This is a genomic window from Idiomarina abyssalis (genome assembly GCF_900116625.1).
GTDB lineage: Bacteria > Pseudomonadota > Gammaproteobacteria > Enterobacterales > Alteromonadaceae > Idiomarina > Idiomarina abyssalis.
On sequence record NZ_FPBE01000005.1, the window covers coordinates 38521 to 56315 of the forward strand.

Here is a 17795-nt window from a genome sequence, read left to right on the forward strand (position 1 = left end):
CCCAAAAGGCGGTGCACTTAACGAGGATTATAGCGGTTTAATCGCAAATTCAGTCGTTTGAATGAAACGCTGGGCTGTATTTATGAATGGCGTTAATAAAAGCAGCGGCGTGTTCCGGGTCGACCTCAGGGTGAATGCCATGACCTAAGTTGAAAACATGGCCGGTACCTGAACCATAGCTTTGTAATATGGTTTGTACTTCTTCTTCAATACGCTCTGGCTTAGCATAAAGCACACTGGGGTCCATATTACCCTGTAGAGCAACTTGCCCGCCGACACGCCCTCTGGCATCACCTAAGTCGGTTGTCCAATCCACACCCAGCGCATCCGCACCAGTCGCCGCCATAGCTTCCAGCCATTGCCCGCCATTTTTAGTAAATAACGTAACAGGCACTTTGCGTCCGTCGGCTTCCCGTGTAAGGCCAGCCACAATTTTTTCCATATAAGCCAGAGAGAATGCTTTGTAGTCGCGCGGAGAGAGAACACCGCCCCAGGTATCGAATATCATGACCGACTGCGCGCCTGCAGCAATTTGCGCGTTTAGGTACTGAGTCACTGATTCAGCCAATACACTCAGCAAGGTATGCATGGCTTCAGGGTCAGCAAACATTAGCTGCTTCACTTTAGAAAAGTTTTTGGTGCTGCCACCTTCAACCATATAGGTCGCCAGTGTCCATGGGCTTCCAGAGAAACCAATAAGCGGCACACTGCCATTCAGTTCATGACGGATAGCACGCACGGCATCCATAACGTAACCCAGCTCGTCTTCCATATCGGGCACGGCCAGGTTTTTAATAGCGGCCATACTGCGTACCGGGTCTTTAAACTTTGGCCCCTCACCTGTTTCAAAATATAAGCCCAGACCCATGGCGTCAGGAATGGTCAGAATATCACTGAAGAGTATGGCGGCATCCAGGTCAAACCGGCGCAACGGCTGCATGGTCACTTCGCAAGCGAGTTCAGTATTGCGGCATAGTGACATAAAGTCGCCTGCCTGCGCGCGCACTTCTTTATACTCAGGTAAATAGCGTCCAGCCTGACGCATCATCCAGACGGGAGTGCGATCAACAGGTTGTTTTGCCAATGCACGAAGGTAACGATCATTTTTAAGCGCCGGAGCGGTCATAGCGAATCCAATTTTTAATCAACATCAATGCCCGGTATTTTATCAGTCCGCAGGCATTGGCTCCATGAAAACTTGTGCTTACCTCTTTTGAGAGAGATCAATCAAGGTTCTTGCTATGGTTCCCTCGGGGGGGAGCATGGGCAGATTATCAAAAGCAAACCAGTCGCCGGTAATCAGTTCGTGTGGGTCAATATGCAGCTCACCTTCTGCCCACTCGGCGGTAAACCCCATCATCAATGAATGAGGGAAAGACCAGGGCTGACTCAAATGGTATTGAATGTTCTTAACGCGAATTCCTGCTTCCTCATAAACTTCTCGCTCTAATGCCTGCTCCAGACTCTCACCCGCCTCAACAAAGCCAGCGAGAATGGAGTGCAGTCCGGCTTTATGTCGCTTACCCTGAGCCAATAAAATGTTATCGCCTTTGCGAATAGCAACAATAATGCACGGCGACACTCTGGGGTAACAGCGATGCTGGCATTGGTTGCAGTGCATTGCCAATTCCCATTCGATAGCCTGCATCCGCGCACCACAGCGACCGCAGAACCGGTGTGTATTGAGGAAGTCACTGAACTGGCGTGCCCTGCCGGCCATTGCAAACTTTTCCATGTCTTCAACGGCAAGAAGCTGTCGCAAGGGAGCAAACTCACCTCCTGTAAATTGCTCATCCAGGTAATCTGCCATTACCAGATAGCAACTGCGCTCACGCAGCTCACCTATCTCGACAACCCGGTATTCATCCAAACCCGGGAAGCTTAGCTCCTGTAAACAGCCAAATGGCACTTCGCCGGCCGCATCTAAAAAAAGGTGATCGGAGCTGACGACGAACCACCATGCTGGTTCATCATCTGCAGGTTTTGAATACAAAGTGGCCATAATAATTCCGCGTATCGAATCCGCTGAGTTTTCTGTAAAATCAGTTGAGTTCTAATGCTTCTGAATTTACATTAGGTACTGAAACTATAAACGGAGAGTATCATGTTAAGCCGTAATGAGCAGGCAAAAAAGCGCTGGGGTGGCGCTCATAAAAGTATCGATATCTGGTTGTCTGAACGCCAGGACTTATTAGTTAATTACTTTAAGCTTGCCGCGCTCCCTCCTTACGAAAGCATCCGTCAAGGCTTACCTGATGTTGTCGATATCCGGAACTTTTGCGGTCAGCTGGTCGACTATGTATCAAGCGGTCATTTTGAAATTTATGATCAAATTGTGCGCGAGGCCAGCTCGCAGGGAAACTCTGTTGATGACCTAGCAGATGAGCTATTTCCTTTAATTTCTGACACGACCGAGATTGCCTTAGACTTTAACGATAAATACGGGGATATCAGTTCCACGGACCACTGTGAAACCTTCGATAGAGACTTATCCGCATTAGGCGAAGCGCTTGAGTTAAGAATGGAATTTGAAGATAAACTCCTCAACCATTTAGACGAACATAATTTAATACCCGCCTAGCACAGTTACCAACAAAAAAGCGCCGGCAAATCTACCGGCGCTTTTATCAATCAAACCTGTTTATTTTACTCTTGCTCTGTATCCAGTTCGTCTTTTTGAACGTTCAGCAATTCAACAGTAAAAATTAGCGTTGAGTTTGGTGGTATCTGGCCACCACCCACTTCGCGCTCACCGTAAGCCAGTTCAGCCGGAATCACGAAGCGATATTTACCGCCTTCTTTCATCAGCTGCAAACCTTCTGTCCAGCCAGGAATAACGCGGTTCAATGGAAATGATGTTGGCTCGCCACGCTCGTAAGAGCTGTCAAACACCTCGCCATTTACCAGCGTACCTTCATAGTGAACTTCAACCATGTCGGTTTCTGAAGGGCTGACTCCATCACCTTCTTCCAGCACTTCGTACTGAAGACCTGAGTCAGTGGTTTGCACACCTTCTTTCTTCGCGTTTTCAGCTAAATAAGCCTTGCCTTCTTCTTCTGACTTTTTACCTAAAACGTTTTGGCGCTGTTCCATGACTTCCTGACGCATCGCGTTTAGAATTTCTTCTGCTTCTTCATCAGTCAGTTGAGGATCACCTTTTATCGCATCGACAAAGCCGGCAATAACAACATCACGCTCAAGCATATAATCCGCTTCTTCCTGACGCTCCAGGTTACGCGCGATAAAGCCACCAACAGACGAGCCTAAGGCATACGCCTGCTTATCTTTCTCATCAACTAATTCAGTGTCATTAGCAGGAAATTTCTCTTGTGAACAAGCAGTCAGCGCCAGCGCGATGGCTGAGATAGCTAACGGCTTCATCAGTTGTTTCATCGTTTTCTCCAATTATCGTCTTGCATCCTTTCGGACTATGCCATAATAGTGTTATGTAACAGACCCATACTACACAACCATAAGGAACTTGCCTATGCCTTTTCTCAAGCTGTGCAGCGCACTCATGCTGCTCATTGCCATGGCAGGTTGCCAACCATCACCAGAGAAGGTCAATAAAGCAATTCACGCGGAAAATGGCACCTACGCCGCCGATATAGCTGATGATGGCAGTTTCAGTCTGGTTTCTACAGATGAGACCGGGTTACTGCTTTGGCCACGTTACGCCACCAATGCAAAGTATCAGTGGCAACATAATGAAAGTGAAGTTTCGCAAATTATCGATGTTGATATCAGCGCAGATGGCGCAGTTGCCGTCGCTGCTTCTCGTAAAGAGTTCTCCATGTGGGACATTGAGAGCGGCGAAAACTTAGGGTTCTGGAAAATAGGTTCCGGGGGTATACAAAAACTTGTCGTCAGTAAAAAGGGCGGAACAGTGGTGCTGGGCAAGCGTGATGGCACACAGGTTGCTTTTAACCCTGCTTCAGGTCGGCGCATTGAATTTTATGGTCATACCGAAACCATTAATGCACTGGATATTTCTCCCAACGGTTTTTATGTGCTCAGCGGTTCTAATGATCACTCAGCCATACTATGGGATACCCGTAGCGGACAAATTGTCCACCGCTGGCCACTAGACGGACGCACCACGCAGGTTGCTCTGCACCCCGGTGGACATTTCGCATTTATTGCAGACGCTACCGATAACGCCGTTATCCGCTCTCTCCCTGATGGAAAACCCGTTTCCAAGCTTAAATTCATGGAGCGTCATAAAATTTTTAGCGCCGCTCGCTTTAGCGCATCCGGTGACTATCTCCTTACCGGGTCACCATCACGTCAAATTGCAATTTGGGACACAGCGACAGGAAAACAACTCTCGCATTGGCGGGTGGATTTACGCGACGGTGGCCGCCCAAGCAACGCTTCTGTGTTATCTGTCGTCTTCGATGAAGAAGAACAAATGGTTATTAGTGAAAGTTCTGCCGGCCTCGCCGAGTGGTGGAATATTGATTTAACAGGTAGTAAAGAATGACAATAGAAAAAATTGAAGCGCAGTTGGATAACCTGGAAATGCAGCTCACCTTTCAGGAAGACACCATCAACTCATTAAATAAGCTGGTTACCGAACAAACTCAACAAATGACTGAAATGCAAAAGCAGATTCGGTGGCTGGGCAAACGCTTAAAACAAATGCAGGAGAATCAGTCAACTGACTCCGATCCGGCCGCTGAACCACCGCCACCTCACTATTAAAGTCATCGAGTTTACCTTGACCTTGGTAAAACAGGTCAGTATAACAACTGTTCTTATTTAGTTTGCGAGAATGTTATGTCATCGAAGCACCCGATAATTGCCGTTACCGGTTCATCAGGAGCAGGAACTACCACAACAGGTCAGGCGGTACGCCACATCTTTCGCTCGTTAGATGTCAGCGCCGCCTTTGTGGAAGGCGACAGTTTTCATCGCTATTCTCGCCCCGAAATGGATTTGGCCATTCGCAAAGCGCAAGAGCAAGGGCGGCATATCAGTTACTTTGGAGCTGAAGCCAACGACTTCGACCGTCTGGAGTCTTTATTTCGTTCATACTCGCAAACTGGTAACGGTAAAGTTCGTCGTTACTTACACAGCTTTGACGATGCCGTGCCTTATAACCAGATGCCCGGCACGTTCACCCCATGGGAAGAGCTTCCAGAGAGCACCGATGCCTTATTCTACGAAGGTTTACATGGCGGTGTCTGTGGTAATGGTTACGACGTTGCGCAGTATGTCGACCTGCTGATAGGTATGGTACCCATCGTTAACCTGGAATGGATCCAGAAACTGATTCGTGACACATCTGAGCGCGGTCACTCACGTGAAGCGGTAACGACCAGTATCGTGCGTGGTATGGAAGATTACATTCACCATATTGTGCCGCAATTCTCGAGAACTCATATTAACTTTCAGCGGGTTCCCACTGTCGATACCTCAAACCCGTTTAGCGCAAAAGACATACCATCGCTGGATGAGAGCTTTGTTGTCATACGTTTTCGTGGTATTAAAAACGTCGACTTCCCGTATTATCTGCAAATGATTGATGGCTCGTTTATGTCGAGGACCAACACCCTGGTTGTGCCCGGCGGCAAAATGGCGTTAGCTATGGAATTGATTTTAACGCCGCTTATTGAACAAATTATGGAAAGGAAAAACCAGGTACGGCGTCAAGTTGACTGGATATCAAGTAAGTAACTACTCACCAACCAGCCAGCGGCTGTGAAAGTTCGCACCTTTGTCCTGCGCTAATGTTTTGCATAACAAAGGCAGTAATTGCTCACTGTCCTGAACGACACCATAAGGCGGATTCACCCAAAGAAAGCCACAGCCATGGAGACCTTTACGTTCATCGTTTGTTCGTATGTTGAGCTCCATTATCATGGTTTTAGGAATACCCGGAAGAGCGGCAACATCACGATGAAAAGCCGCTGTTTTCAACTCGTCTTTTATTGGGTACCAAACCGCGAAACTGCCGCTTTTCCAGCGCTTCAAACCCTGTTTAAGAGCATCAACCACGTCATCGAATTCGCTTGTATTTTCAAACGGTGGGTCTATCAGAACCAGGCCCCGCTTTTCAATTGGGGGCAATTGTGAACGAACCGCTTCATACCCATTCACCGGCGCCAGTACCTGCACCTGTTGATGTCTTCCTAAAGGCGTCTGTTTAAGCGTTTCTGCATCTTCTTTGTGCAATTCACAAACAACCAGCCGGTCCCCCTCGCGCAGAAACTCTGAGGTTAGCACGGGCGACCCCGGGTAATAACACAAACTCTCACTGCCTGGGTTAAGACCACTGACAATTCGTAAATACTGCTTTGCTAAGGGCTCATCTGCCGCTTGCTCAGCAAAGCGCACAATACCTTGTTCGGCTTCTGCCGTTCTAACGGCTTCGTCACCTTGTAAATCGTAATAGCCAATACCACCATGGGTATCCAGTACAAAATATGGCTTGTTCTTCTGCTGAAAGTACTCAAGTGCACGGGCCTGCAGCAAATGTTTAAAAACATCCGCAAAGTTGCCCGCGTGAAAAATGTGTCGGTAATTCAAAGGTCAGTCGTCTTTTTGAGGAGATTCAATGCGATAGCTGTGTGTCATTTTAACGGAAGCTTCCAGCATTTTAGCAACAGAACAATATTTATCGGCTGAAAGCTTTACTGCACGTTCAACATGCTTTTCGTTAATGTCTTCACCCACCACAACAAATTCCAAATGAATTTCGGTAAAGACTTTAGGAACTGACTCCGCCCGCTTACCGGATAACTCGCAGTAACAGCGATGTAGGTTTTGTTTGGCTTTTTTAAGGATGCTGACAACATCAACCGATGCGCAACTTCCTGCGGACATCAGCACCATTTCCATTGGGCTTGGCGCATTCCCCGGGCTGTCACCGTCCATGACCACCTGATGGCCACTACCTGATGTAGCCACAAAGGTCATATCATCAACCCAGGCAACCTTCGCGCTCATATTATTTGCTGACATTAGGAGAATCCTTACTGGAGTGCTTAAAAACTATAGCCGGTAACTTTGCAGGCGTTCATCAAAAAGGTTTTTCACCAGGCCGACAAACTCATTAATGAAAGCTTCCTGCTGAGGGGTTGGGTGTGTATCCAGAACTTTAGATAACACTTCTTCTAAATCGTAAACAATAGCGTCGGTTTCACGGACAATATCCAGACGCACTTCCTGATCAAGCTCATTTTGCTCAAAAACCGCCATCATGCTTTCTGATAAGCGCTCTTCCATTAAGTCACGTAAGGTGTAATCGGCTGTTTTTGCGCTATTACCCTGCTCAGTAAAGACCGGTAACTGACCTGTCAGGTACTGGATGAGCTCAATATATCCGTCTGTTTCAACTATCATCTGCTTCTCTTTGTCACGCGGCCAGGCAACCATTCACGTTGCCCAGCCGATAAACTAGCACAGATTGTGATTAAAATTTAAGCCCTGGCGCTAAATTCTCAGGTAAACTCATGCTGTCAGCTTCCACTGACGCAACCGGATACGCACAGTAGTCGGCCGCATAGTAAGCACTGGCACGATGGTTACCACTTGCTCCAATGCCGCCGAAAGGTGCTGCACTGCTGGCACCAGTAATCGGCTTATTCCAATTCACAATACCTGCGCGAATATGTTTAAAAAAGTAACGATACGTTTGTTCATCGTCACAAAGCACACCGGCAGATAGGCCGTAACGTGTGTTGTTCGCTTCTTTGATGGCTTCATCAATATCTTTAAAGCGATACACTTTTAGTAACGGACCAAAATGCTCTTCATCCGGCAGGTTTTCAACGCCGGTAACATCGACGATGCCCGGGGTTACAAAACCTTTCTTTGAGTCAGCCTGCTTCATGCGCACTAATGACTTAGCGCCTTTATGCAGCAACTCATTTTGTGCATCGACCATTTCGCCCGCAGCTTTAGCAGAAATCATTGCGCCCATAAACGGCTGAGGGTCTGCTTCGTAGTCATCGACCAAAACGTTTTCAGTCACTTCAATTAAACGCTCAAGCACTGCCCGACCCTGTTCTGAGTCTTCAATGAACAAGCGGCGTGCACATGTGCAACGCTGACCTGAAGTAATAAAAGCCGACTGCACGATGTTATGAACCGCCGCATCAATGTCAGCAACGTTAGTAACCAGCAAGGGGTTATTACCGCCCATTTCCAACGCAAGAATTTTGTCTGGACGACCGCCAAATTGTTTGTGCAACAAGTGCCCAGTGTTTGATGAGCCGGTGAAGTACAAGCCATCAATTTGAGGGTGTGCCGATAATGCTTTACCGGTTTCAACTTCGCCCTGAACCAGGTTTAAAACGCCGGCTGGAATGCCTGCTTTTTCCCATAACTTAATGGTTTCCTGAGCAACCATTGGTGTGAGTTCACTTGGCTTAAACACTACCGTATTACCGGCAATTAGTGCTGGTACAATGTGCCCGTTTGGCAAGTGTCCCGGAAAGTTATAAGGACCGTAGACGGCAACCACACCGTGTGGTTTATGACGAATAAAAGCTTTAGCCCCCGGCATTTCGTTTTCCACGGTACCCGTGCGCTCATGGTAAGCACGCTCAGAAATCGCGACTTTGCCCATCATAGCGCCCACTTCGGTACGGGTTTCCCACACAGGTTTGCCGGTTTCTTTTGCCATGACCTGCGCCAAGTGCTCTTTATTTTCTTCAAGTAACGCTGAAAACTTTTTGCAGATGGCTAAGCGCTCTTCGACGCTGAGGCCCGCCCAGTCAGGAAAGGCTTTGCGAGCAGCCATTACCGCTTTTTCTACCTGAGCTTCACTGGCGGATTCACCGCTCCAGATAGCTTCATTACGGGCCGGATCAATTGATTTAAACAACTGACCTTCGCCTGCTTCCCAACAACCATCGATAAATTGAATACTGTTCGTCATACAAATACTCCTGCTTAGAGTGCAACAATGCGGGCTTCATCGCCGCTTTCTAAATGCATTGCCTGTGCTTGTTCTGTCGTCAATATGAGTTCTTCTGCGCCTTCTGGCAAAGAAAGCTTTGTCGCGCGGAAGTTCTTCAACTGCGTATTACACACAATATGAGGAACACCCTCACCTTCTGCTACCGAGTCGCGCACTGCTACCGGCACTAAACGGCTGTTACGCACACTGTTGAGATTACAAACTTCCGCTTCAACCGTTGGTCCGGCGTCAAAAATGTCCACAAAACCTCTGAAACGGAAACCTTCCGATTCCAACAGTTTAAGAGCCGGGCGCGTATTGTCGTGCACCTTTCCGACCACCGCTTGCGCTTCTTTACTCAACAAGTTGGTATAAATAGGGAAGCGAGGCATCAGCTCAGAAATAAAGACTTTATCGCCAATTCCGCTTAAGTAGTCGGCTTTTGGAAAGTCCATTGAGAAAAAGTTCTCTTCCAACCAGTTCCAAAATGGCGAGTCTCCATTTTCATCTGAGACGCCACGCATTTCGGCTATTACCCAGTCACTGAAGCGTTGCTTAAATTGCGCCAAAAACAACATGCGGAAACGTGACAATGTACGTCCGTTCATGTTGTGTCGGTAAGGTTCTCGCAAAAACAACGTGCATAGCTCGGAAACACCCGTGTAGTCATTACACAGAGTAAGGGTTTCCAGCGCATTATAGATATTGAGCTTCTCTGAATGATGCACAACTTTACCCAAACGGTAATGCCAGAAGGCTTCATTCAAACCCACCGCAGCTTCGATACCACTAACACCTGCAATAGTACCAGTTTCGGTATCTTCCATAACAAACAGGTAGCTTTCATCACCGGGTGTTTCAACGGTGTCTTTAGCAAAAGCTTTTTGCGCCGCATTAATACGACGCTCCAGCAGCGACTGGTCTACCGGTAAGGAAGTAAAACCATGACCGGACTCAATCGCGCACTGATATAACGCTTCGTAATCTGACGGCTTAATGGGTCTGATTAGCAACATAAAACAGCCTCAGTTATTGACCGACAACCTGAGCAACGGCTTTTTCAAAGCGCTGCAGGCCTTCTTTTACGTCTTCTTCAGAAATAACCAGTGACGGGGTAAAGCGCACGACATTAGCGCCGGCAATTAAAACCATTACGCCATGCTCCTGGCCCGCTAATAGGAAGTCGCGTGCGCGTCCTTCGTATTCTTTATTCATTGCCGCACCAAGCAATAGACCCTGGCCACGAATTTCGCTAAACACGTTATATTTTTCGTTAATTGCCGCCAGCTGCTCTTTAAACCACTGCTCGCGTTGCTTAACGCCATCCAGAGTTTCTTTGGTATTAACAATATCGAACACCGCTTCTGACACAGCACAAGCCAGCGGGTTTCCGCCGTAAGTACTGCCGTGTGTACCTGGTTTAAGATGCTCTGCAATTTCAGTTGTTGTTAGCATAGCGCCAATAGGGAAACCGCCGCCCAATGCTTTCGCTGACGTCAAAATGTCCGGTGTAACACCCAACTGCTCATAAGCATAAAGGCTACCGGTACGGCCAAAACCCGTTTGCACTTCATCAAAAATGAGCAACGCGTTGTTCTGGTCACAAAGTTCACGTACCGCTTTCACAAACTCCACGTCAGGGCTAACCACGCCACCTTCACCTTGCAGCGGTTCCATCATGACAGCACAAGTGTCATCAGAAATCAGCGCCTTTAGCGCATCAATATTGTTGTAATCAACATGATCAACACCGCCAGGTTTCGGTCCAAAACCATCAGAGTATGCTGGTTGACCACCAACGGTTACCGTAAAGAAAGTACGCCCGTGGAAGCCTTTAGTGAAAGCAATAATTTTTTGTTTATGTTCGCCGTGCTTTTCAATCGCCCAGCGACGCGCCAGTTTTAATGCCGCTTCGTTGGCTTCAGCGCCTGAGTTAGCGTAGTAAACACGATCAGCAAAAGTTGCCTCGGTCAGCTTTTTCGCCAGACGAATTGCCGGCTCGTTCGTAAACACATTACTTAAATGCCAAAGCTTCTGACTCTGTTCCTGCAGAGCTGACACCATCGCCGGGTGGCAATGACCAAGACAGTTCACAGCAATACCGCCTGCAAAGTCAACGTATTCACGACCGTCCTGGTCCCATACCCGGGCGCCTTTGCCCTTTACCGGGATCATTGATGCAGGGTTATAGTTGGGAACCATTACGTCATTAAACATTTCACGGTTTACTGTCATATTGTCTGCCATTACTCTCGTCCTTATCGCCTTAGCGAGTTAACAAAGGTGTCAACAAATTCATTTCTCAAAGTAGCCCGCTATTATGCCAAAATTTGTTCACTTTGTCTGTGATAATTCCGTTATAAATCGCTTAAAACGGGGCTTTACGCTTTTCTTGCATCAGATACGAATAGTTATGCTAATGCATGCAGAAAGAATGAATCTTTAGTCATAATTTTTTCTCAAGACAACTTGTTAAACACCTTGTAACATTTACCTACGCAAAATTGCATTGCTTTTTATCTGTGCTTAATTTAGCCTGAATTTATTGAAAGAAAACTGAGTGTTAGAGGGTTTATGGAAAAGCAGGTACCGACTCTGGATTCTTCGTCTCAACCCCAGTTGAAGCTTACTTATTTACGCCCGGGCGATATGATCGACGTTGAGTTCGCGGCCGCGACAAAAGTACGAACCAAGTTGCAACTAGTCGGGTTTGACACAGGTAATTACCTCCTCTTAAAACAACCGAATCCACGCACCGATGGCAGCTATGCTGATGTTTTGTTTGAAGGTAACCCAGTCATTGTTCGCTTAGTTTTAGAAGGTGAAACCGGCGAGTGCATTGCATTTAAAACCAATATTCGGGCGGTATCAAATATCCCGTTCCGTTTATTGTATCTGGACTATCCCAAACAAGTTGAGAATCGTGCGTTACGAGCACAAAAGCGCGTACGCACTCATATTCCGGTTGATGTTACAGCAGATAACAGCCAAACAGACAGCAGAAAAAAGTTAGCCAGTGGTGTCGTCGTTGATATTTCTTCTGCCGGGTGCCGAATACTTTTCAAGGCACAAAGCGAAGGTAGTAATGTAACCCACATGAACATCAAGATCAGCATTGGTTCAGGCTCGCAGAAAGATCTACTTACCCTTTCAGGCCAAATTATGAATCAACGCAAAGAACGCGGCATGATCAGTGTTGGAGTCCGCTTCACTGATGATGAAGCCCATATTAATAATGTATTCGACCATCTGTTGATAGACACAGAGTTTGAGTGTTAACGCTTTACTCCGGCACAACAATAGGCGGTCGCTTTAAACTCACATTATTTAAGCGTGCAATGGTGTCTGCTGTTATCGAGTACTTATTCAACAGGTGTTTACCTTCTTCCAGGCTGGCTAAGTCCACTTCTCTTAACATTCTGAATTCACAATAGGCGTTTGCCTGCGCCAGAGCTTGCGCGTAATCAGATTCATTCTCTGCGGTCTGACTTTGAGTGAAAGCTAACAGGTGTTTACTAACAGGAACGCGTTTCAAACCCCAGCCTTCAGCCACCAGGTAACTGACGTCTTTGTCCTTTTCCAACATTAAGTCGCGTAAAAAGCGTTCATCCGGAGTCAGTTTTACAATCGTATTATGCCGCTCAGGTGATTTATCGTTCACACTTTGCATCGCAAATTCACGTTGCACGTCGTCGAATAAGCGAAGATACAGTTTGGTTAACGCTATTTTCCCAAGCTCATGGAACATGCCAATAGTATAAGCAAGTACCGGATCCCGCAGTTTACGCTCTACCGCAATGTTATGCGCAGCAATAGCCGTCCCCAAAGAGTGTTCCCAAATTTTACGACGGAACAACATGAAAGGTTGCGCTGCCGGAGGCAGCCAGTTTTGCATGATGTACGCGGGCGCTAACAATCGCAGGTTTTCGGTTCCCACAAAACTCATGGCAACACGTAAGTTATCTATTTTTACCTGCTTGTTGCGATCGATAAAAGGAGGTTGATTGACCGTTCGAAGCAACCCTGTGTGAAACCAGTCCATACCTTGCACCACTGACTCAATGCGGCGCATAGAAGCGGCTTTCAGACTTAAGGTATCCAGTAGCTCTGGCAGTTTCTCAGGAAGCGGTATCAGACGTTCGCGAATGTAATCGCCGTCATCTATCGTTTTCAATGCGCGGTGGTAGATCTCTTCATGCAGTTCGTCAGAAATACGGTCAGCATAACGTTGCCGCGCCTGGGCCTTACGATCACGTTCTTCATAGTTCAGACGCTCCACTTCCAACAGTTTACGTAACTGCTCTTTGTCTTCCTCGTCGGTACCGTCAGCCTTTGAACGAGCTTTGCGCGCAAACGGAAAACTTATCAAATAGTTGATAAAGCGCTTTTCTAAACGCAGGGCCGGGTCATTACTACCGCCTTCCGTCGTACCCGCAAAAAAGTGGAACATACTACCTCTATATTAACTGAACTGCGGCAGCATTATGTTGAATAAACTCCACAAATGCTACTTACTGATTATCGTATATAACGTAAAAAATTCGCTAACAAATTATGACCCTGAGCTGTCATTACCGACTCTGGGTGGAACTGTACGCCAAATAAAGGTAAGTCCCTATGCCTAATAGCCATAATTTCCAACGTTCCCCGTTCGCTCTCTGTATCGGCATCAATTAAGAAATCTGTTGGCAAACTGGCCGGGCAAACGACCAACGAATGGTAGCGTGTCACTTCAAGAGGATTGTCTAACTGCTGGAACAGTCCGTTACCGGTGTGTCGAATAACCGACGTTTTTCCATGCATCACTTTTTCGGCGCGGACAACTTTGGCGCCAAATACCTGAGCTAATGCCTGGTGCCCAAGACAAACGCCCAGTATCGGAAGCTTCTTTCCAAAGTGTTGAATAGCCGCCAAAGACACGCCTGACTCGTTGGGTGTGCAAGGTCCGGGAGATATCACAAGAGCTTTCGGAGAGAGTTCTTCAATGCCCGGAACTGTTATTTCATTGTTACGAAAAACAACAACATCTTCCCCCAATTCACGGAAATAGCGAGCCAGGTTGTGGGTAAATGAGTCGAAGTTATCAATTAGTACGATCATGCTACTGAGGCAACCGCTCATTCAGCCAGGTTTCATAATGCATGGGTCTTGCAAAGTAAAAGCCCTGCAATAAATCAGCACCATTTTCGCCAAGCAATTTAACTTGCTCAGCGGTTTCTACCCCTTCTGCTACCGAGGAAACCGACAAAGAACGGGCCATGTTTAACATCGCCATTAGCAAGCCCATGTGTTTTTCATTCACTTCCGCGAGCTGAACAAATTCTCTGTCTATTTTTAATTCAGTAATGGGTAACTGCTGAATCCTCAATAAATTAGAATAGCCGGTACCAAAGTCATCAATTGAAAACACAACGCCCAGCTCAGCAAGACGGGACATAGTTTGCTGCACTTTTTCGGCATCAGCTAAAAGTAGGTTTTCAGTAATTTCCATCGTCAACTGGCTCAGTGGCGCATCATACTCCGCAAAAATTTTCTGTACGGTTTCCACGTAGTCACTTTGCAAAAACTCAACCGGGCTCACATTAACAGCGATATTGTCATCCAGCCCCTGCGTTTTTAACCTGTTCAATGTAAAGGCTACCTGCTGCAGTAGCTCTCTGGCCATTGGAATAATCAGCTGTAAGCGCTCTGCTACCGGAATAAACTGAGCGGGGGAAACAAGTTCACCGTTCTCGTTACGCCAACGCATCAAAGCTTCTGCACCACGAATAACGCCCTGGGTATCGACTTTTGACTGAAGCCAACATTCAAATTGCCCTTTACCTAAGGCCGCTCGCAAAGCAACCTCGGTTTTAGCGTCGGCAACAACTGACTCAGAGATTTCCGCTTCGTAAACCGCAATTTGGTCACGACCGTTATGACGCGCATTAGAGGTGGCTGTATCAGCCAGAGACAGTAGCTCGGATGCATTCTCATCGCCGCCGCTTAAACCGACCCCAATACTTGCCGTTAAATAGTGTGTCTGAAATTTCGTTCTAAAGGGCTCACGCAGAGCGTCATGCAGTTTTCTGATAACCTTCAGACCAGCCTGCGTAGAGTCACGCATGACTCCCACCCAAAACCTGTCTCCAAGGTCTCTTGCTATCCAGCCCGAGTCTCCAATAGTCTCTCTCAGTCTTTGTGCGATTAACTGAATAACACGATCACCTTCTTCGTGCCCATGTATAGTATTTACTCGGTTAAAATAGTCCATATTGACCGCAGCAACGACTATTGGCCGGTTACTCTCCAGGCGTTTTTCTACCAAATCGAGAAAGCGGTGGCGATTCGGCAAGCCCGTTTGCTCATCAAAATTGGCCAGGTATTCCAGCTTACGGGCGTTTTCCTTTTGCTCGGTAATGTCTCGTATAACACCAATATACTGCGCTTCTCCGGCACGGCTCACCTCGGTTACCGCTAAATCGATGGGAAATACTTCACCGTTTTTACGCTTACCCTGAACCTCTCGACCAATACCGATAATACGCGCCCGACCCGTTTCCTGATAGGCTTCAAGATAACGATCATGTTCCCTCGCGTAGGGCTCAGGCATGAGCATGCTGACATTATTACCTTTAACTTCAGCTTCACTGTATCCAAACATCCGCTCCGCCGGAGCACTAAAGTTAGTAATGATACCTTTGCTATCAATTGTAATAACGGCGTCAATTAAATTATCCAGAGTACTGCGAAGTGCGCTCGTCTGTTCCTGCAATTGCTGCAGCCGGTGTTTTTTTTCAGTTACATCCTGAATCGCACCAAACAGAACCGTCTCACCGCTTTCTACTTGCTTAGTCACTCCGGTAATGCTCACCCAGTGAATATGACCAGCGGTGTCTTCCAGACAACTCTCTGCTGACCAACTTCTATTGAACTCCAGACTCTGTGCAACAAGCTGTTTTATGTTTTCACGGTACTCAGGTAAATGAAACGCCATCGCTTTTTCATAATTAATGGGCTCATTGTCGGTTATACCGTGAATCTCTCTTAACTGGCGGCTCCAATATAGGTGTTCCGTCGCCGGTTCGTACCAAAAGCTACCAATGTTAGCCATGGTCTCGACGCTGGTTAACAACTCTTTTTCGCGCTGTTCCGGAGACTCACTCACCATAATGACGATTACCCAGGGTAAGGTACAAAACCTACCGCTTTATAAACATCTGACAAAGTTTTTGCTGAGGCTTCACGTGCTTTATCAGCACCTTGCTTCATAACTTGCTGCAAGAACGCCTGATCATTACGCATTTCGTGATATCGCTGCTGAATAGGCTCAAGCATAGCAACCACTGATTCCGCTACATCGACTTTTAAATGTCCGTACATTTTGTCTTCATATTCCGGAACCAGTTCGTCAATTGATTTACCGGTAGCTGCGGACATAATGCTGAGTAAATTTGAAACGCCAGGCTTCTCCTCAGGATTAAAGTAAATGCGTGCCTGTTCATCGGAGTCGGTAACGGCTTTCTTTATTTTCTTCAGAATTTTCTTCGGCTCTTCCAGTAAGCCAACAAAGTTATTTGGATTGTCGTCCGACTTAGACATTTTCTTAGTCGGCTCCTGCAGCGACATGACTCGCGCACCCACTTTTGGAATCATTGGTTCTGGAATGGTGAAAATATTGCCGTACAGATTATTAAAGCGCTCGGCCACATTGCGTGTCATTTCCAGGTGCTGCTTCTGGTCATCACCAACCGGCACTTCGTTTGCCTGATACAACAGAATGTCTGCCGCCATCAGCGCCGGGTAGGTAAACAGTCCCGCATTAATATTATTAGCGTGACGCTGAGACTTATCTTTAAACTGCGTCATGCGGTTGAGCTCACCCATTTGCGTGTAACAATTGAGAACCCAGGCCAGCTGAGTATGTTCTGGAACATGCGACTGAATGAAAACGGTACTTTTCTCAGGGTCCAGGCCGCAGGCTAAATACAAAGCCAGACCATCCAGTGTTGCCTGCTGCAGTTTTTCAGGTTCCTGACGCACGGTAATTGCGTGTTGATCAACCAGCATGAACTTGCAGTCGTGAGTATCCTGCATATTCACCCACTGACGTAGTGCGCCAATGTAATTACCAATAGACAACTGCCCTGACGGCTGACAACCACTTAATACAATTGGTTTAGACATTCTTATTCCTCTACGAACCTGTTACCGCAGCGATTTCATCGCGCATTGTCTGGATGACACTGGCGTAATCATCCGTATTAAAAATAGCTGAACCCGCAACGAACATATCCGCGCCAGCTTCCGCAATTTCACCAATATTTGAAACCTTAACTCCACCGTCGACTTCCAGACGGATATCACGACCGCTCTCTTCTATACGTTTACGCACAGCTCTCAACTTATCCAGAGTTGAAGGAATAAATGACTGCCCTCCAAAGCCCGGATTTACTGACATCAGCAAAATCACATCGACTTTATCCATTACATGATCAAGGTAGTGCAGCGGCGTCGCAGGGTTTAGAACCAACCCAGCCTGACAACCACTTTCATGGATGAGCTGCAAAGTCCTATCAACGTGATCGGAAGCTTCTGGGTGGAAAGTAATAATGGAAGCACCGGCTTCTGCAAAGTCAGGAATAATCCGATCAACAGGCTTCACCATCAAATGTACGTCGATGGGCGCTTTGATACCGTAGTCTCTCAGCGCTTTACAAACCATAGGCCCGATAGTCAGGTTAGGGACATAATGATTATCCATAACGTCAAAATGTACAACATCGGCACCTGCACTTAATACCGCATCTACCTCTTCACCTAAACGGGCGAAGTCTGCCGACAGTATAGATGGCGCAATTAGTGGTTTCATCGTTCGTTTTCCCGACCTTGATTAAAAAAGAGCGTT

The 17795-nt window shown here is 47.0% G+C and carries 19 protein-coding genes; 5 read left to right on the forward strand and 14 right to left on the reverse strand.

Annotated elements, in window-relative coordinates:
- Positions 1-49: 49 nt before the first annotated feature.
- On the reverse strand, positions 50-1126 hold the full coding sequence (hemE, locus tag BM359_RS09680) for a uroporphyrinogen decarboxylase (RefSeq protein ID WP_054490234.1): 1077 nt from the start codon (positions 1124-1126) through the stop codon (positions 50-52).
- Between the two features lie 78 nt (positions 1127-1204).
- Positions 1205-2002 (reverse strand): NAD(+) diphosphatase, encoded by a 798-nt coding sequence (nudC, locus tag BM359_RS09685; RefSeq protein WP_054490232.1) that lies wholly within the window; start codon positions 2000-2002, stop codon positions 1205-1207.
- A 102-nt stretch (positions 2003-2104) separates the two neighbouring features.
- On the opposite strand from nudC, the gene BM359_RS09690 reads away from it, so the two are divergent.
- Positions 2105-2581, forward strand: a complete 477-nt coding sequence (locus BM359_RS09690; RefSeq protein WP_054490229.1) for an Rsd/AlgQ family anti-sigma factor — start codon at positions 2105-2107, stop codon at positions 2579-2581.
- Positions 2582-2646: 65 nt separating this feature from the next.
- On the opposite strand, the gene fkpA is transcribed toward BM359_RS09690, so the two are convergent.
- Positions 2647-3393: an FKBP-type peptidyl-prolyl cis-trans isomerase gene (gene fkpA, locus BM359_RS09695; RefSeq protein WP_054490227.1), complete on the reverse strand. Its 747-nt coding sequence runs from the start codon at positions 3391-3393 to the stop codon at positions 2647-2649.
- Positions 3394-3487: 94 nt separating this feature from the next.
- Here fkpA and BM359_RS09700 point away from each other — a divergent pair, with 94 nt between their 5' ends.
- From BM359_RS09700 to BM359_RS09710, 3 genes are all read left to right on the forward strand, one after another.
- Complete coding sequence (locus BM359_RS09700) at positions 3488-4483, forward strand: WD40 repeat domain-containing protein (protein WP_054490225.1); 996 nt, start codon at positions 3488-3490, stop codon at positions 4481-4483.
- Positions 4480-4704, forward strand: coding sequence for a SlyX family protein (locus BM359_RS09705; protein WP_054490223.1), 225 nt, complete (start codon positions 4480-4482; stop codon positions 4702-4704). The genes BM359_RS09700 and BM359_RS09705 overlap by 4 nt, the downstream gene beginning before the upstream one ends.
- 75 nt (positions 4705-4779) lie before the next feature.
- Positions 4780-5679 (forward strand): phosphoribulokinase, encoded by a 900-nt coding sequence (locus BM359_RS09710; protein ID WP_054490221.1) that lies wholly within the window; start codon positions 4780-4782, stop codon positions 5677-5679.
- On the opposite strand, the gene BM359_RS09715 is transcribed toward BM359_RS09710, so the two are convergent.
- The 6 genes from BM359_RS09715 to BM359_RS09740 all read right to left on the reverse strand — a co-directional run bounded on the left by BM359_RS09715 (position 5680) and on the right by BM359_RS09740 (position 11143).
- Positions 5680-6531, reverse strand: a complete 852-nt coding sequence (locus tag BM359_RS09715; protein WP_054490220.1) for a 23S rRNA (adenine(2030)-N(6))-methyltransferase RlmJ — start codon at positions 6529-6531, stop codon at positions 5680-5682.
- A gap of 3 nt (positions 6532-6534) precedes the next feature.
- Positions 6535-6966: an OsmC family protein gene (locus BM359_RS09720; protein WP_054490219.1), complete on the reverse strand. Its 432-nt coding sequence runs from the start codon at positions 6964-6966 to the stop codon at positions 6535-6537.
- Positions 6967-6996: 30 nt separating this feature from the next.
- Positions 6997-7347 carry a DUF3802 family protein gene (locus BM359_RS09725; protein ID WP_054490257.1) on the reverse strand — a complete coding sequence of 117 codons (351 nt, stop codon included), beginning with the start codon at positions 7345-7347 and terminating at the stop codon, positions 6997-6999.
- Between the two features lie 70 nt (positions 7348-7417).
- Positions 7418-8887, reverse strand: a complete 1470-nt coding sequence (gene astD / locus BM359_RS09730) for a succinylglutamate-semialdehyde dehydrogenase (RefSeq protein WP_054490217.1) — start codon at positions 8885-8887, stop codon at positions 7418-7420.
- 14 nt (positions 8888-8901) lie between these two features.
- Positions 8902-9924 (reverse strand): arginine N-succinyltransferase, encoded by a 1023-nt coding sequence (astA, locus tag BM359_RS09735; RefSeq protein WP_054490215.1) that lies wholly within the window; start codon positions 9922-9924, stop codon positions 8902-8904.
- A 13-nt stretch (positions 9925-9937) separates the two neighbouring features.
- Positions 9938-11143, reverse strand: coding sequence for an aspartate aminotransferase family protein (locus BM359_RS09740; protein ID WP_054490255.1), 1206 nt, complete (start codon positions 11141-11143; stop codon positions 9938-9940).
- Between the two features lie 339 nt (positions 11144-11482).
- On the opposite strand from BM359_RS09740, the gene BM359_RS09745 reads away from it, so the two are divergent.
- Positions 11483-12187 carry a flagellar brake domain-containing protein gene (locus BM359_RS09745; RefSeq protein ID WP_054490213.1) on the forward strand — a complete coding sequence of 235 codons (705 nt, stop codon included), beginning with the start codon at positions 11483-11485 and terminating at the stop codon, positions 12185-12187.
- A 4-nt stretch (positions 12188-12191) separates the two neighbouring features.
- Here BM359_RS09745 and BM359_RS09750 read toward each other — a convergent pair whose 3' ends face one another.
- The 5 genes from BM359_RS09750 to rpe all read right to left on the reverse strand — a co-directional run bounded on the left by BM359_RS09750 (position 12192) and on the right by rpe (position 17759).
- A complete protein-coding gene (locus BM359_RS09750; RefSeq protein WP_054490212.1) occupies positions 12192-13358 on the reverse strand; it encodes an HDOD domain-containing protein in 1167 nt (388 codons plus the stop codon).
- Positions 13359-13426: 68 nt separating this feature from the next.
- Positions 13427-14008, reverse strand: coding sequence for an anthranilate synthase component II (locus tag BM359_RS09755; protein ID WP_054490210.1), 582 nt, complete (start codon positions 14006-14008; stop codon positions 13427-13429).
- 1 nt (position 14009) lies between these two features.
- Complete coding sequence (locus BM359_RS09760; RefSeq protein ID WP_054490208.1) at positions 14010-16058, reverse strand: bifunctional diguanylate cyclase/phosphodiesterase; 2049 nt, start codon at positions 16056-16058, stop codon at positions 14010-14012.
- An 8-nt stretch (positions 16059-16066) separates the two neighbouring features.
- Positions 16067-17074, reverse strand: a complete 1008-nt coding sequence (trpS, locus tag BM359_RS09765; protein WP_054490206.1) for a tryptophan--tRNA ligase — start codon at positions 17072-17074, stop codon at positions 16067-16069.
- A gap of 10 nt (positions 17075-17084) precedes the next feature.
- A complete protein-coding gene (gene rpe, locus BM359_RS09770) occupies positions 17085-17759 on the reverse strand; it encodes a ribulose-phosphate 3-epimerase (protein ID WP_054490204.1) in 675 nt (224 codons plus the stop codon).
- Positions 17760-17795: the final 36 nt, after the last annotated feature.

Excerpts from the sequence above, each read along its gene's own strand:
- BM359_RS09690 (WP_054490229.1), top strand. The coding sequence starts at position 2,105 with ATGTTAAGCCGTAATGAGCAGGCAAAAAAGCGCTGGGGTGGCGCTCAT.
- rpe (WP_054490204.1), bottom strand. The coding sequence starts at position 17,759 with ATGAAACCACTAATTGCGCCATCTATACTGTCGGCAGACTTCGCCCGT.
- BM359_RS09725 (WP_054490257.1), bottom strand. The coding sequence starts at position 7,347 with ATGATAGTTGAAACAGACGGATATATTGAGCTCATCCAGTACCTGACA.
- BM359_RS09750 (WP_054490212.1), bottom strand. The coding sequence starts at position 13,358 with ATGTTCCACTTTTTTGCGGGTACGACGGAAGGCGGTAGTAATGACCCG.
- BM359_RS09755 (WP_054490210.1), bottom strand. The coding sequence starts at position 14,008 with ATGATCGTACTAATTGATAACTTCGACTCATTTACCCACAACCTGGCT.
- hemE (WP_054490234.1), bottom strand. The coding sequence starts at position 1,126 with ATGACCGCTCCGGCGCTTAAAAATGATCGTTACCTTCGTGCATTGGCA.
- BM359_RS09705 (WP_054490223.1), top strand. The coding sequence starts at position 4,480 with ATGACAATAGAAAAAATTGAAGCGCAGTTGGATAACCTGGAAATGCAG.
- BM359_RS09720 (WP_054490219.1), bottom strand. The coding sequence starts at position 6,966 with ATGTCAGCAAATAATATGAGCGCGAAGGTTGCCTGGGTTGATGATATG.
- trpS (WP_054490206.1), bottom strand. The coding sequence starts at position 17,074 with ATGTCTAAACCAATTGTATTAAGTGGTTGTCAGCCGTCAGGGCAGTTG.
- astA (WP_054490215.1), bottom strand. The coding sequence starts at position 9,924 with ATGTTGCTAATCAGACCCATTAAGCCGTCAGATTACGAAGCGTTATAT.
- BM359_RS09700 (WP_054490225.1), top strand. The coding sequence starts at position 3,488 with ATGCCTTTTCTCAAGCTGTGCAGCGCACTCATGCTGCTCATTGCCATG.
- astD (WP_054490217.1), bottom strand. The coding sequence starts at position 8,887 with ATGACGAACAGTATTCAATTTATCGATGGTTGTTGGGAAGCAGGCGAA.
- BM359_RS09710 (WP_054490221.1), top strand. The coding sequence starts at position 4,780 with ATGTCATCGAAGCACCCGATAATTGCCGTTACCGGTTCATCAGGAGCA.
- fkpA (WP_054490227.1), bottom strand. The coding sequence starts at position 3,393 with ATGAAACAACTGATGAAGCCGTTAGCTATCTCAGCCATCGCGCTGGCG.
- BM359_RS09745 (WP_054490213.1), top strand. The coding sequence starts at position 11,483 with ATGGAAAAGCAGGTACCGACTCTGGATTCTTCGTCTCAACCCCAGTTG.
- BM359_RS09740 (WP_054490255.1), bottom strand. The coding sequence starts at position 11,143 with ATGACAGTAAACCGTGAAATGTTTAATGACGTAATGGTTCCCAACTAT.
- nudC (WP_054490232.1), bottom strand. The coding sequence starts at position 2,002 with ATGGCCACTTTGTATTCAAAACCTGCAGATGATGAACCAGCATGGTGG.
- BM359_RS09760 (WP_054490208.1), bottom strand. The coding sequence starts at position 16,058 with ATGGTGAGTGAGTCTCCGGAACAGCGCGAAAAAGAGTTGTTAACCAGC.